The 13,415-nt window shown below is 49.9% G+C and carries 12 protein-coding genes; 3 read left to right on the plus strand and 9 right to left on the minus strand.

Annotation, left to right across the window (positions count from 1 at the left end):
• Window positions 1-285: hypothetical protein (locus AC50Y3_RS17640; RefSeq protein ID WP_494820046.1), on the plus strand; the 285-nt coding region annotated here is incomplete at its 5' end.
• A 51-nt stretch (window positions 286-336) separates the two neighbouring features.
• On the opposite strand, the gene dgoD is transcribed toward AC50Y3_RS17640, so the two are convergent.
• The 5 genes from dgoD to AC50Y3_RS17665 form a co-directional block, all read right to left on the minus strand.
• Window positions 337-1,470 (minus strand): galactonate dehydratase, encoded by a 1,134-nt coding sequence (dgoD, locus tag AC50Y3_RS17645; protein WP_494820047.1) that lies wholly within the window; start codon window positions 1,468-1,470, stop codon window positions 337-339.
• Window positions 1,471-1,521: 51 nt separating this feature from the next.
• Window positions 1,522-2,295, minus strand: a complete 774-nt coding sequence (locus AC50Y3_RS17650; protein WP_494820048.1) for an SDR family NAD(P)-dependent oxidoreductase — start codon at window positions 2,293-2,295, stop codon at window positions 1,522-1,524.
• Window positions 2,296-2,307: 12 nt separating this feature from the next.
• The gene (locus AC50Y3_RS17655; protein WP_494820049.1) at window positions 2,308-3,630 is read right to left on the minus strand and encodes a carbohydrate ABC transporter permease; all 1,323 of its coding nucleotides are present in this window, start codon (window positions 3,628-3,630) and stop codon (window positions 2,308-2,310) included.
• Between the two features lie 73 nt (window positions 3,631-3,703).
• A complete protein-coding gene (locus tag AC50Y3_RS17660) occupies window positions 3,704-4,609 on the minus strand; it encodes a carbohydrate ABC transporter permease (RefSeq protein WP_494820050.1) in 906 nt (301 codons plus the stop codon).
• Between the two features lie 80 nt (window positions 4,610-4,689).
• Window positions 4,690-6,159 (minus strand): sugar ABC transporter substrate-binding protein, encoded by a 1,470-nt coding sequence (locus AC50Y3_RS17665; RefSeq protein ID WP_494820051.1) that lies wholly within the window; start codon window positions 6,157-6,159, stop codon window positions 4,690-4,692.
• A 206-nt stretch (window positions 6,160-6,365) separates the two neighbouring features.
• On the opposite strand from AC50Y3_RS17665, the gene AC50Y3_RS17670 reads away from it, so the two are divergent.
• Complete coding sequence (locus AC50Y3_RS17670; RefSeq protein ID WP_494820371.1) at window positions 6,366-8,207, plus strand: cache domain-containing sensor histidine kinase; 1,842 nt, start codon at window positions 6,366-6,368, stop codon at window positions 8,205-8,207.
• The gene (locus AC50Y3_RS17675; protein WP_494820052.1) at window positions 8,185-9,780 is read left to right on the plus strand and encodes a response regulator; all 1,596 of its coding nucleotides are present in this window, start codon (window positions 8,185-8,187) and stop codon (window positions 9,778-9,780) included. Before AC50Y3_RS17670 ends, AC50Y3_RS17675 begins: the two co-directional genes overlap by 23 nt.
• A 64-nt stretch (window positions 9,781-9,844) precedes the next feature.
• Here AC50Y3_RS17675 and AC50Y3_RS17680 read toward each other — a convergent pair whose 3' ends face one another.
• The 4 genes from AC50Y3_RS17680 to phnX all read right to left on the minus strand — a co-directional run bounded on the left by AC50Y3_RS17680 (window position 9,845) and on the right by phnX (window position 13,407).
• Window positions 9,845-10,582, minus strand: coding sequence for a Bax inhibitor-1/YccA family protein (locus AC50Y3_RS17680; RefSeq protein ID WP_494820053.1), 738 nt, complete (start codon window positions 10,580-10,582; stop codon window positions 9,845-9,847).
• Window positions 10,583-10,631: 49 nt separating this feature from the next.
• Window positions 10,632-11,417: a DeoR/GlpR family DNA-binding transcription regulator gene (locus tag AC50Y3_RS17685; RefSeq protein WP_494820054.1), complete on the minus strand. Its 786-nt coding sequence runs from the start codon at window positions 11,415-11,417 to the stop codon at window positions 10,632-10,634.
• A 77-nt stretch (window positions 11,418-11,494) separates the two neighbouring features.
• Window positions 11,495-12,595: a 2-aminoethylphosphonate--pyruvate transaminase gene (gene phnW / locus AC50Y3_RS17690; protein ID WP_494820372.1), complete on the minus strand. Its 1,101-nt coding sequence runs from the start codon at window positions 12,593-12,595 to the stop codon at window positions 11,495-11,497.
• An 11-nt stretch (window positions 12,596-12,606) separates the two neighbouring features.
• Complete coding sequence (phnX, locus tag AC50Y3_RS17695; RefSeq protein ID WP_494820055.1) at window positions 12,607-13,407, minus strand: phosphonoacetaldehyde hydrolase; 801 nt, start codon at window positions 13,405-13,407, stop codon at window positions 12,607-12,609.
• Window positions 13,408-13,415: the final 8 nt, after the last annotated feature.

Raw genomic sequence — 13,415 nt, forward strand, 5'->3', positions numbered from 1 at the left:
GTGTTGGTGTTGGTGTTGGTGTTGGTGTTGGTGTTGGTGTTGGTGTTGGTGTTGGTGTTGGTGTTGGTGTTGGTGTTGGTGTTGGTGTTGGTGTTGGTGTTGGTGTTGGTGCTACTATCTGTGTTCGTGCTCATGTTGGTGTTCGTGCTCATGTTGGTGTTCGTGCTCATGTTGGTGTTTGTGCTGCTGTTGGTGTTTGTGCTGCTGTTGGTGTGCGTGCTCGTGTTGGTGTTCGTGCTGCTGTTGCTGCTGCTACCGCTGCCGTTGTGTCATTGTTGCCCATGACAGCAAAAAGACCGCCCTCTCCGTACCTGCCAGAGAGAGCGGCCTATCATTCTACCACTCTGCGAACGAGCCGTCGTCGTACGCAAGGCGAGGTGTATCCCAGTCGCCTGCGTAGCCGCGTTCAATGAGCGCTTCTTCATTAATTTCGATCCCAAGGCCAGGCCCTTGCGGGATCGCGACATGGCCGTCGATGACTTCAAACGGCATCTTCAAGTAGCCTTCGCCGAGATCCCATTTCTCCGCCATCGACGGATGCTCTTGGATCAAGAAGTTCGGCGTGCAAGCGTCGAGCTGCAAGCAGGCTGCAAGCGAGATCGGTCCAAGCGGATTATGCGGCGCGATGGAAGCGTAGTAAGTCTCCGCCATAGCGGCGATTTTACGTCCTTCGAAGATCCCGCCGGCATGGCACAGATCCGGCTGCACGATGGCAATCGCGCCTTTCTCCAACGCTTCACGGAAACCCCAGCGTGTGAACAACCGCTCCCCCGTTGCGATCGGAATGCTTGTCGATTGGGCAACACGCAGGAGCGAGTCTACATTCTCAGGCAAGCAAGGCTCTTCGATAAACATCGGATAATAAGGCTCGAGTGCTGCGGCAAGGCGAATCGCCATAGCCGGGCTGACCCGGCCGTGGAAGTCGATCGCGATGTCTACGCCGCTGCCCACGGCTTCGCGGGCCGCAATGAACTTGTTCACTTGGCTTTCCACGAAAGCCAGCGAATCGACTTGCCGCACCGGAGCGTCTACACCTGTCTTGATCGCATTGAAGCCGGACTCCACTCTGCGCTTCGCATTCGCTGCGAACACCTCAGGCGTCTCCCCGTGGCAATGGCAGTACATGCGGATTTTATCGCGTACTCTGCCGCCGAGCATTTCATAGACAGGCATGTTGTAGAACTTGCCTTTAATATCCCATAGCGCCTGCTCGATCCCGCTTATCGCACTGACGAGGACAGGACCGCCGCGATAGAACGTTCCCCGGTACATGACCTGCCAGTGATGCTCAATACGAAGCGGATCTTCGCCGACCAGGTAACGTTTCAACTCTTCAATGGCTGTAGCTACGGTAAGGGCACGACCTTCGACGATCGGCTCGCCCCAGCCGACAATGCCTTCATCCGTCTCGATCTTCAGAAACAACCAGCGAGGTTTCACATGATAGAGCTTCAAATCTGTTATTTTCACAGCTTCCTATCTCCTTTTCGTCCTATACTGGTTTCATTGAGCAGCTAGAAACTAATTGTTGCCCTTCTCTGCCCAGACCGGGAGCAATGCGCCGCCGTCCATAAACATGGTCGTTCCCGTCATATAACCCGCGCTGTCGGAAGCTAGGAATACAGCCGCTTCGCCGACTTCAGCGGGCGTACAGAACCTTCCCATCGGAATACGAGATGAGACCGATGCAATCGCCTTCTGAATGCGCTCATTGCCATCACCCCAGCCATTGTTCGTGTAGCCCGGCGCGATGCCGACAACCCGAATGCCATGAGGGGATAAGTCGAGAGCCATATTCTTCGTCAGCTTGTTCACAGCTGCCTTAGCCGCGGCATAGACGGTGGAGTTCGCCCATGTTCCTTCGGCATGGTTGGAGCTGATTTGAATGATAACGCCCCGCGTGCCGTTCTTGACCATCAGACGTGCCGCCTGCTGTGAGCAGAAATAGAGTCCCTTCAAATCGGTATTGAACACCTCATCGAACAGCTCCGGCGGCGTTTCAAGGAAAGGCTTCATCCGCGTGATGCCTGAATTGTTGACATGCACATCCAACCTATCGAAACGGCTGTTAAATTGCTCGAACAACGATTCGACGCCTTCGAGCGTGGAGATATTCGCCTGTACGGCTTCCGCCTTCACGCCGAGGGCATTAATCTCACGCACGACTTCCTGTGCCATCTCCGCGCTTGTATTGTAATTGACACACACATCATATCCGGATCGTGCAAAAGCAAGCGCAATGCCTCTGCCGATCCCCCGACCTGAGCCTGTTACCAGAGCAACTTTGCGATCCACTAAGTAAGTCCCCTACCCTTTCAAACCTGTGAAAGAAACACCCTTCTCGATGAGTTTCTGACAGGAAGTAATGATTAACATAAGCGGTATCGTCGCGATAACTAAGCTGGACATAATGACGTTGGACCCCATGCTTTGCCGCTGCTGGAAGTCATTAAGTGCAACGGTGAACGTCCAGACGTCTTGCGTCCGAGCAACAACAAGCGGCCAAAGGAATTCATTCCATACCGCAATAAACGTCATAACGGCAACAACCGTAAAAATCGGGGCCGACATCGGTACAATGATTCTCCAGAAAATCTTAAACTCGGAGGCGCCGTCGATGCGTCCCGCCTGCAGCAGTTCGCCCGGCAGTTGTTCGAAGAATCCTTTGAACAAGAAGATAACGATCCCCCACGCCGTATGCGGCAATATAATCCCCCACAGTGAGTTGACCAGATGGAGTTTATCCATCGTTAAATAAAGCGGAACGAGGATTGCGATTTCCGGAATCATAATCGTAGCAACGAAGAACAGCGTCAACCACGTACCCACTTTGCTCCGAACTAGATGTGCAAGCGCATAGCCTGCCGTTCCGCCGATCAGCAATTGCAGGATAATGGTTGACCCGGTTACAATCACGCTGTTCAATAGGAAATGCGGGAACCCGAAATTGGCGCCTTTGCTTTCGTCACCGGATTTTTTCCAAAGCACGATGTAATTGTCGAACAGCCTTTTCCAGTCCTTCACCTCAGAGATGGTGAGCACTTTACCTTTCACAACTTTCGATTCCGTAAGCCATTTCAGCGCGTTTGTCGCGTGAACCGGCAATTCCGCTGCAATTTCAGTGGAGCCCTTATAAGCGCCGCCGTCACCTTTGAAATCGAACGTTGTTAATTTCCCGTCACGAATTTTGGCCAGCTTGTTCTTCATAACCGCATGCGTAGCCACCATGGTCGGAACGATCTGCGGCCGTCCAACCGTAAAGTTATAAGCGGGCATCGATGCTTGATAAACGATGACGCCATCTTTCACGCCCGTTACCTTCATCGCGCCGACTGCTTCATTCTGCATTCGTTTCCAAGTGAACCAAATAGCCTCCATGGCATCCAGCTCATACTCTTCAGGCTTCGAAATATCCGCGCCATCGTAATTGAGCGTTACACTTACGGTTTTTGGCACCTCGGGAACCCATTTAGGCGGAAAGCTATAAATGGAAATGTTATCCTTCATTGATGAACTGATCATCCAGACAAGCGGAACAATCGAAGCTAGAATAAAAAAAATGGCAACTGAGTAGGAGACGATTTTGACGGATAATCCGCCTTTCTCCCTAATGCGTCCGCGTCCAGCCATGAGATACTCCTTTCCGGATCCTCTAAATGAGATGAATGCTGAGTTGACTGGAAGTCTCCTCAAACCAATCATCTTAATCCCTGTTGGACAATTTAAGCTGCAAGTAAGTGATCAGCGCGATGATTACGAACATAACGAGTGAGATCGAACCCGCAACCCCGAATCGGAATTCCTTAAAGGAGCTGTTGAACACGAGCATCGCCAGTGTCCGCGTGCTGTTCGCCGGTCCGCCGCCAGTCATAATGTACATCGGGTCAAACGTTAGGAATACACCGCTTATAAACGATATAAACTGAATCCCAATTACGAACTTCAAGCTTGGAAATACAATCGCGGTCATTCTGCGCCAAGGTCCGGCACCATCAATCTTGGCTGCCTCAACGTTCTCGCTCGGAATACCCTGAAGCGCCGAATAGTATATGAGCATCCCCATTCCGGTTGCAAACACGCCTGGCAGCACAATCGACCATTTGGACATAGCGGGATCGTTAAGCCAGCCATATGGACCAAGTCCGATGAAGCTAAGCAGGTAGTTCAATAACCCGTAATCCGGATTATAAAGCCATTTCCAAAGCAGGTAGCCTGCTACAGACGGAACGGCAGTTGGGAGCAAGTACAACGAACGCATCGTTTTGCTGGCAAATTTAACTTCGTTTAACAAGACCGCTTGGACAATCGGCACCCAGAAAGTAAGTACAAAATAAATAAAAAAGAAAGCAAAGGTGTTCCGGAGTGCGTTCCAGAACTCCGTTGAATGCCATAAATACTTATAATTATCCAGCCAGACAAACTTGCCTGGCGGGTTAATGACCTTGTAATCAAAGAAACCCATATATACGGCTTGCAGCAGCGGGTAATATTTAAATACCAAGAAACACACGATAGCAGGCGTCAGAAAAAAGATAGGCGTCCACGATATTTTAAAACGATAGGGCGTTCTCAATTGCACTTGCGGCTGCTGCTGGGTGGCTGTTTTCATCGCTTCCGCTTCCTTTCGGAATTGCAGGCGGAGCAGCTTGCGGCTTGGTTAGCCCGCTCACTGCCTCCGCCTGCGTCATATTATTTCTTCAAGGCTGCGTTGTAAGCATCTACAACCTCTTTTTGCGCTGCATCTTGTGCTTCTTGAAGCAGTTGTTTCGGATCGGATTTCTCATCCGTCAACGCTTTTTGAACCGCTTTTACAACATAAGGAGTAAGACGCTCTTTCAAGAAGTACTCCAGGTGAGTGTCGGAAGCTGCTTTGTTTACAGCTGCAACGAGCTCAGGCGAGATATCTTTGGCAAATTGGGAAGGATCCACGTCGTTACGAACCGACAGCAGGTTCGGGAACATACCGTTGTCTTGTTGGAATTTGAGAACTTTCTCAGCTACTTCTTTGGAGTTCATGTACGTGATGTATTTCCAAGCTGCATCTTGTTTTTCTTTGGATGTTTTAGGGTTAATGATCCAGTAAGCGCCGCCGATTTGACCTGGGCCTTTGCCGCCTGGGCCTACAGGATACGGAGCGAAACCTACATCATTCAGATCCATACCTTGTGCAACATAATCTCCGAATCCGCCGGATGCCGCATTGGACATCGCTGCACGGCCTTGGAAGATATCATTCATGTTGTCTTGGTAGCTTTGGAGAACGTTGTTTTGAACGATTTTGTGCGTCCATTTCAAATCTTTGTAGAATTGAAGAGCTTTAACGGAAGGATCTTCTGTGAATGCCAGTTGTACAGTGCCATCCGGATTCACGTGAGTCAGGTCACCGCCGGCTTGCCATACATAGTACTCAAACCACCAGTCAGCCCATTCCATACCAAGCAATGTGATACCGTATTGTTTCTTATCTACATTCGTCAGCTTCTTACCGAACTCAACCAGTTGATCCCAGTTTGCCGGAGGCGTATCACGGTCGAGTCCTGCTGCTTCGAACATTTTTTTGTTCCAGAAGAGACCTGTTACATACATATCGTGCGGCAAGCCATATACTTTACCGTCGATTGTGCCTGCTTGCATCGAGGATGGGATGAATTTATCTTTGTCCGCGTAGCTGTCCCAGTATGGCGTCAGATCCAGTGCAAGACCTTGGCCAACCCAGTCAGCAATGATCGGGAAGTGAGCTGCGTGGTAAGCATCCGGACCGTTACCGCCGGCCATTGCCGTTACGAATACTTCACGGTCATTCGTGCCTTGCGGCATCAATTCGTGTTTGACTTTAATGCCAGGGTTAGCTGTTTCAAAATCCGCGAAAATTTCTTCTTTAAGCGCTTTTTGCGTGTCTTCCGGTGTAGGTTGGTCCCAAACCGTCAGTTCCACGGTTGCGCCGGTATCTGTTGTAGCTGCTTCGTCCGTTGCAGCGTTATTCGTGCTGTCGTTTGTTGCTTCCGTCGTCGTATTCGTCGACTCTGTGTTCGTGCTGGTACTCGTGTTGTCTGCCGTTTTGTTGTTGTTATTCCCGCCCCCACAAGCTGAAACAATTAGCATCAAGACCATGACACAAGCTAAAACCGTCCATTTTCTAAGCCGTTTTGCGTTGTTCAATTGACTGCCTCCCTTGAATGATTTCGTCTACAAATGAAGTATATCTCCTAATTGATAGCGCTTTCTATGTAATATCCGAACATCCTATTAGCAAAATATTAACTTTTATCAAATAATTCAGAATGGCTAATAAAGGAAAAGTTCGGAAGTTGTCGAATACACGAGGTAAGCGCTGTCAGTGCCTGGAGGGATATTCCTTGAAGCAGATGTGGACTTTCTTTCAAAGCCTTAATAACCAATTCCGCAGCAAAATGATATTATCCTTCTTCATCGTCATCAGTCTTACGGCTTTTATTATGGGCTATTCGTACTACCGCATTATGAGCAATGAGCTCGAAGCCTCCACCTTGCAAGGGCTTGAGAAGCTGACGGAACAAACGGTCGATACCCTCGACCTCCATTTCAAAACGATCGGCAATATCGGCTACAGCTATTTCAGCGATACGTCGCTGCAGAAATTTCTAGATGCTCCTCTCAACTTTGATATCCAGCAGTATTACCGCAACAAGCTCGCCTCCCAGAAAGTACAAAACCCACTCATATCTTTCCTAGCCATCACCGACCTGAAGGGTGAGCAAATCAGCAGTTATTACTACTATAACGCCAGCGTAAGAACGCTTCTTGATCGGGAACAGGCGTTATTGAACAAGAAAGCGCTCGATCAGGATGGATTCCCCTTCTGGAGCGTGTCCTATACGACGATCAGCACAACCGTAACCCCTGTCAAAACAATCAGTTACATCCAGCTGCTCAAACGAATTACGATGAATGCCCAGCATCCCATCGGCTACATCAAGATCGATATGGACCCCCGCGTGCTGGAGAAGACTTTACTCGGCCTGCAAAGCGACGACGGCAGCACCTACTATATTGCGGATACGAGCGGCACGATTATTTTCTCCCGCAATGAGGACGAGATCGGCAAATCGATTGCCGGCACCCCATTATTCACCGGCTACCAGGAAGCACAGGTGAATAAGAAATATATGGATTTCCGGTTCGAGGACGACGATGAGAACACCAATATCGGCTTCTATCGCAAGCTTAGCGTCAGCGATTGGGTCGTCATCGGCAGCGTGCCGCTTGACCGCATTTTGCAGAAGGTGGATACGTTCCGAAATACACTCATTCTCATCGCTGCCATCAGCTTCCTGATCGCAATGCTGCTCGGTTCCATCATTGCCGCCAGTGTTACGCGTCCGCTTAAGGAATTGAATAAGAAGATGAAACTCGTAGAGATGGGCGACTTTCAAGCATTCATTGAGGTTAAAGGCGCGGATGAGCTCTCTACCATTCAGCACAGCTTCAATAAGATGACATCCGAAATAAGCACGCTTATTTCCAAGGTGTATGAAACGGAGCTGCTGAAGAAAGAAGCGGAGATCAAAGCGCTGCAAACGCAAATCAATCCTCACTTCCTGTACAACACCCTCAGCACCATCGACAGCATCTCTTCTATTCATGGTGATGAGCGAATCTCCTATATCTGTCTGGCACTTGGCAAGATGCTCCGATACAACTTGAACGGCGGGAACATTGCCACGATCCGGGAAGAAATGGATCACTTAAACCAATATCTATCGATTTACAAAATCCGCTTTCCCGAGAAGTTCCACTATGAGATCCATACCGATGAGCAAATCGACTCGTTTATTCTGCCGAAGTTTCTTATTCAGCCTCTTGTAGAGAATGCGATTATCCACGGACTGGAACAGAAGGTGGGCTACAAATTTGTCCGCGTTTCACTCATGAGCCTCGATGAGCATTCGCTGCAAATTATCGTCGAAGATAACGGCGTCGGCATGGAACCGGCAATTATAGAACTGTTTCATCGCAAGCTGAGCGATCCGAATGACATCATGTCCCGCCAGGTTTCCTCTCGAACGATGATCGGACTCGCCAACGTCTTTAAACGGATTCAAATGTATTATGATACGGACCCTCAGGTTGTCATCGACAGCAAGCCGGGATCGGGAACACGGATTTATTTTGTATTGCCAAAGCAAACGGCAGGAGGCGGTACCGATGAAAGTATTGATCGTAGATGATGAGCCGTTGCTTCGAGAAGGATTAATTCGCAAAATCGCCTGGGAGCCGCTAGGCTTACAGCTTGCAGGTGAGGCTGGGGACGGCTTCGAAGCCATGTTTCAGCTGGCGAACTGTCAGCCGGACATCGTCCTGACCGATGTTCGCATGCCGGGGATGGACGGGCTGCAGTTCATCAACTCTGCACGGGTGAATTTCCCGCGGACGAAATTCGTGATCATCAGCGGGTTTGATGAGTTCGAATATGTGCGCGAAGCGCTTCTCTATAATGTAAGAGACTATCTGCTTAAGCCGATCGACAAAGAGAAGCTGAACGTGCTGCTCGAAGGGATTTGCGAGGAGCTGCGGAAAGAACAGCAGGAAGCGGTTGATCGCAGCAAGCTGAGCGAGCTAAGCGATATGATACGCCAGAGTAATCTGCAGCCGCTCGACTTCCAATTGACTCATCTAATCTCGGAGCAGGAGCCCCGCTGGGACGGGATTCCCATGAGTCTCATGCAATGCACTTCCTTCGTCGGCGCATCGGTCAAGATCGTGTACCGCAACGAATCGTCCCGCTTTCAAGAGAATGAAGAGCCGCTTGCGAGGTTCGCGATTCAGAATATTATCGAGAACACACTCGCCGCTGAGGCCGGTATTCAATTTCTGGCATTCAAGCATGCTTACCACTCCGAGGAGATCGTTGTTTTCCTCGGTTCGCAGAGCGAGCTAGAGCTGCAAGGGCTGATCGAAACCTACCATCAAACCGTAGAGTGGATCAAACAACATCTCGGTCTTGTGATCTCAATTGGCCTTGGCGGCATCAAGCAAGAGATGACGCAGCTTCGCCTCTCCTGCATGGAAGCGCGCAAGGTGCTGCAGAATCGCCTGCTCTTCGGCAACGGCAACGTCTATACCGAGATTGAACCTGCCTCCTCGGTCGCCTCCGCCTACCCGCGCGTCTTCGTTCAAGCAGAACGCGGTCTCAGCGCGATGCTCGAGGACGGAAGGCATCAGGAGTTTCTGGATTATGCGGGCCAGCTGTTCCGCACGCTCGCCGAAACATCCGGCGCCAGATACGAGCAAGTGGAGTATCTCTACACGGATATCATTCATCTGCTGCGCAAGCATGCGGCCAAGACCGCGACTGATCTGCCCAATTGGAACTTGGGCACGCCAATTGCCAGCTTAGATAATCTCCGAAGCTGGAAGGATATTATCGACATTATCGAGCAGCAACTGCAGCGTCTCAGCGGCATGCTGAACCGGGGAACCGATCAATCCTGCGACGAAATAATCGAGAGCGTTAAACAATACATCGAGGTTCATTATGCGGAGGAGCTGTCCTTGCAGTGGGTGGGGGAAACGTATTTCATTCATCCGAACTATTTCTCCAAACGCTTCAAGACGGTTGTCGGCATCAGCTTCAATGACTATTTAACCAAGGTGCGAATTGAGCGCTCCAAGGAACTGCTGCGGACGACAACGCTCAAAATCGCCCGGATCTCGCAGCTCGTCGGCTACGAAGATCAGAACTACTTCTGCAACGTGTTTAAGAAAATAACCGGAACCAGTCCTTCGGTGTTCCGAAGCTAGCAGGACAATAAAAAGCATCGTCTCTTCTCACGAAGAAACGATGCTTCTTTGTTACCTGCGATATCTAGCGGCTGCGCAGCTTCGAGAGCAGACGCAAAATTTCGATATACAACCAGACAAGCGTCACGATCAAGCCGAATGCGCCGTACCATTCCATGTACTTCGGTGCCCCGCGTTCCGCCCCCTGCTCAATGAAATCGAAGTCGAGCACAAGATTAAGCGCAGCGATAATGACGATCACAAGCGAAATACCAATTCCGATCAAGCTGTTGTCATGCAAGTACGGCACCGTTACACCGAACATCCCAAGCACGATGCTGACGAGATAAACCAGCGCGATGCCTGCAGTCGCCGCGAACACGCCAAGCTTGAAGTTCTCAGTCGCTTTGATGATTCTTGTTTTGTACGCGAACAGCAGCGCGATGAACACACACATCGTAATTAACGCGGCTTGCAGCGTAATCCCGTTAAATCTTCCTTCAAAGCTGGCCGAAAGCGCGCCTAGGAAAGCACCTTCCAGCGCGGCATAGACCGGTACGAGATAGCGCGCCGTTGTCGGTTTGAAGCTGATCACGAGTGCCAGGATCAATCCGCCTATTGCTCCGCCAATCGCAAAACCCGTAACATTCTGACCATTGAAATACATCGACCATGTGGCGAACGCGGCCCCAAGCAGAATGGCTAGCGTAATAAAAGCTTTGTTTACCGTACCTTCGATCGTCATGCGATCAGCACCGATATAGTGGCCTGATTTCTCGAAGGACTTGTCGTTCAAAGTAGGATTACCGCTTCGACCTAGCAAGATCAATCACCTCATCCATAGATTTACACCTATTATAGCATTCTCACTATTATTCGGCATTAATCCAGCTTACGTCTTTATCTTTTAAATAAGCATGCCATTCCTTCGGCGCTTCCACGTCGCTGACGATGATATCGACATCTTTGACATCCGCGATTTTGTAGAATTGCATGGCACCGAATTTGGAGTGATCGGATAAAATAATGCTCTGCTTCGCATGGCTCATCAGCTGTTTCGCCAATTGACCACGCTCGGCATCGAAGCTCGAAATCCCCTTCTCGATCATAATCCCGTCTATCGAAATAAAGGCTTTGTCCGCGTAGAAATGCTCTACCATTCGTTCCGTCAAGGACCCGCTCACTCTAGAGTGTTTAGCATTCACTTTGCCGCCGAGAAAATAGATTTCGCCGGAGAAGAAGCCTTTATTCTGGTAATCAATAAGCAGATACATGATTGGGGCGGAGAGGGTGATTACCGTAATATTTTTACGATTGAGCAAATAATGAACCATCTGCAGCGTCGTTGAACCGTCCTCGATGAAAATAATATCGTTATCTTCCACTAGCGAAGCAGCAGCGCGTCCGATCCGCTTCTTCTCTTCCGCTCGAATGACCTCGCGTTTCAGGTGAGTAGGCTCTTCACGGGTTAAATTGATCTTCACCGCGCCGCCATACACACGCTTCAGTTTGTTCTGCTCCTCTAATTCTTCCATGTAGCGGCGTATCGTCTCTGAGGATACTTTCAACTGATCCACTAAATCCAATGTCCGTACTTTACCTTCAAGGTTCAGTGCATTTAAGATATAGTCCTTACGTTCCTCACCGATCAACGACATCTGTACGGGCCTCCTCTGTCCGAACGCTAATTATCTATTTCCATTATAGGAGATTGCCGAAAAGCTTGTCAGCAGGATTACAGCCAGAAGCGTCTCCGCTCGACAGCATCGATTAAACGTTCCATATCCGCAGCATGAACATCACCGATATTGCCGATTCGGAACGTATCTGCGGCTGTAATTTTACCCGGATAAAGCACGAAACCTTCTTCCTTCATCTCCTTGTAGAAACGCTCGAATGTGAACGATTCCGATTCCGGAAAACGGAACGACGTAATAATTGGCGAATGATGGTGAGCAGGCAGCAGCGTTTGGAAACCAAGCCGCTCCATCCCCTGAACGAGCATTCGCTGATTCGTTTCATAACGCAGCTGACGCGCTTTCACGCCGCCTTCATCCTCAAGCTCCAGCAAGGCTTCATGGAAAGCATGCACGACATGAGTTGGGGAAGTAAACCGCCATTTGCCGTTGTGCCGCTCCATGGAATCCCATTGATCATACAAATCCAGCGACAGCGACCGGGCAATCCCTTTGCACTGCTCAAGCTGCTCCTTGACTGCGATGACAAACCCAAATCCCGGTACCCCTTGAATACACTTGTTGCAGCTGCTGATTAAGAAGTCGATGCCCAGCTCCTGCACATCCATCTCAATGCCGCCAAACGTACTCATGGCATCGACGATCAGCACTTTGCCGTGACGTTTCACTGTGCCGGCAATGTCCGCAAGCGGATTTAACATCCCGGTAGTCGTTTCGCCATGCACCATAGCAACATGAGTGATGGAATCGTCTGCAGCCAGCACTTCATCCAGATGACGAGGGTCAGCAGGCTCTGTTTCACCAAAATCAAGCACAACCGTCTCAATGCCCAAAATGTTTGCCATCTGGACGATCCGCTGTCCATACGCGCCATTCACCAGCACGGCCAGCTTGCCAGCCTGCGGAATGACCGAACCGATGACCGATTCCACGCAATACGTTCCGCTTCCTTGCAGCAATACACTCGTATAGGATTCAGGTTGTTTTGTTGCCAATTGGACTAACTTCGCTCGAATGTCTTGGACCAAATCATTATACTCTTTGTCCCATGTACACCAGTCCCGCAGCATCGCCGCTTTGACTCGTTTGGTCGTGCTGAGCGGACCTGGTGTTAGGAGCAAATACGGGTTGTCCGGAATGTTTGTGTAGGTCATGGTTTGTCCCCCTGCTCCAATCGAGCATTGATTAATGCAATAACGGTGTCCAGCTCGCCGATGGAATCGATGACGTAATGCGCGCCGGCCGCCCGATATTTCTGTTCAACGGCAAGGAGCTTCTCGCTTAATTCATCCGGAGGGCATGCAGCCACTTCAGCTTCCGTCATGCCTAGCTCGCTGCTGCCTTTCAATATCCCTACCGTCCAAACGCCTGCATGGACACCTTCTTGAATATCGCTGATCGTATCGCCTGCTTTGACCATATGTTTCATCGGATAAAGATCCATACGAATGGCATTTTCATAGATCATCCACGGATACGGACGTCCAGCAGGTACATCGTCAGGCGTCACGAGACAATCCGGGGCATACCCTCTCTTATTGGCTTCTGCCGCTACAACCTTCATCATTTCGAACGTGTAGCCCGTTGTGGATCCGATCTTGATTCCTTGATTACGCAATCGTTCCATAAGCTCAAGCACACCCGGAATAGGCTCTGCATAGTTCGCCAGAATGGAGAAAAGAATGCGTTCGAAATCGGTATACATCTCATTCACATCGGCTTCATTTGGGATTCTGCCGTATTTGTCTTCCCACAGCCCCGCGATACGTTCCATCTCGCATAACGTTCTCAAATGATCGATTTTGAGCATCCCCATCGGCTTACGAGCTTCATCCATTGTAATTTCGATGCCCTTATTTGCGAATACTTCTATGAAAACCGCTACCGGCGCAAAACAGCCATAATCAACCGTAGTCCCTGCCCAATCCAAAATTACACCTTTAATCGTCATTATCCTAA

The sequence above is a fragment of the Paenibacillus sp. J22R98 genome (assembly GCF_059383835.1).

Excerpts from the sequence above, each read along its gene's own strand:
- AC50Y3_RS17655 (WP_494820049.1), bottom strand. The coding sequence starts at position 3,630 with ATGGCTGGACGCGGACGCATTAGGGAGAAAGGCGGATTATCCGTCAAA.
- AC50Y3_RS17660 (WP_494820050.1), bottom strand. The coding sequence starts at position 4,609 with ATGAAAACAGCCACCCAGCAGCAGCCGCAAGTGCAATTGAGAACGCCC.
- AC50Y3_RS17670 (WP_494820371.1), top strand. The coding sequence starts at position 6,366 with ATGTGGACTTTCTTTCAAAGCCTTAATAACCAATTCCGCAGCAAAATG.
- AC50Y3_RS17675 (WP_494820052.1), top strand. The coding sequence starts at position 8,185 with ATGAAAGTATTGATCGTAGATGATGAGCCGTTGCTTCGAGAAGGATTA.
- AC50Y3_RS17685 (WP_494820054.1), bottom strand. The coding sequence starts at position 11,417 with ATGTCGTTGATCGGTGAGGAACGTAAGGACTATATCTTAAATGCACTG.
- phnX (WP_494820055.1), bottom strand. The coding sequence starts at position 13,407 with ATGACGATTAAAGGTGTAATTTTGGATTGGGCAGGGACTACGGTTGAT.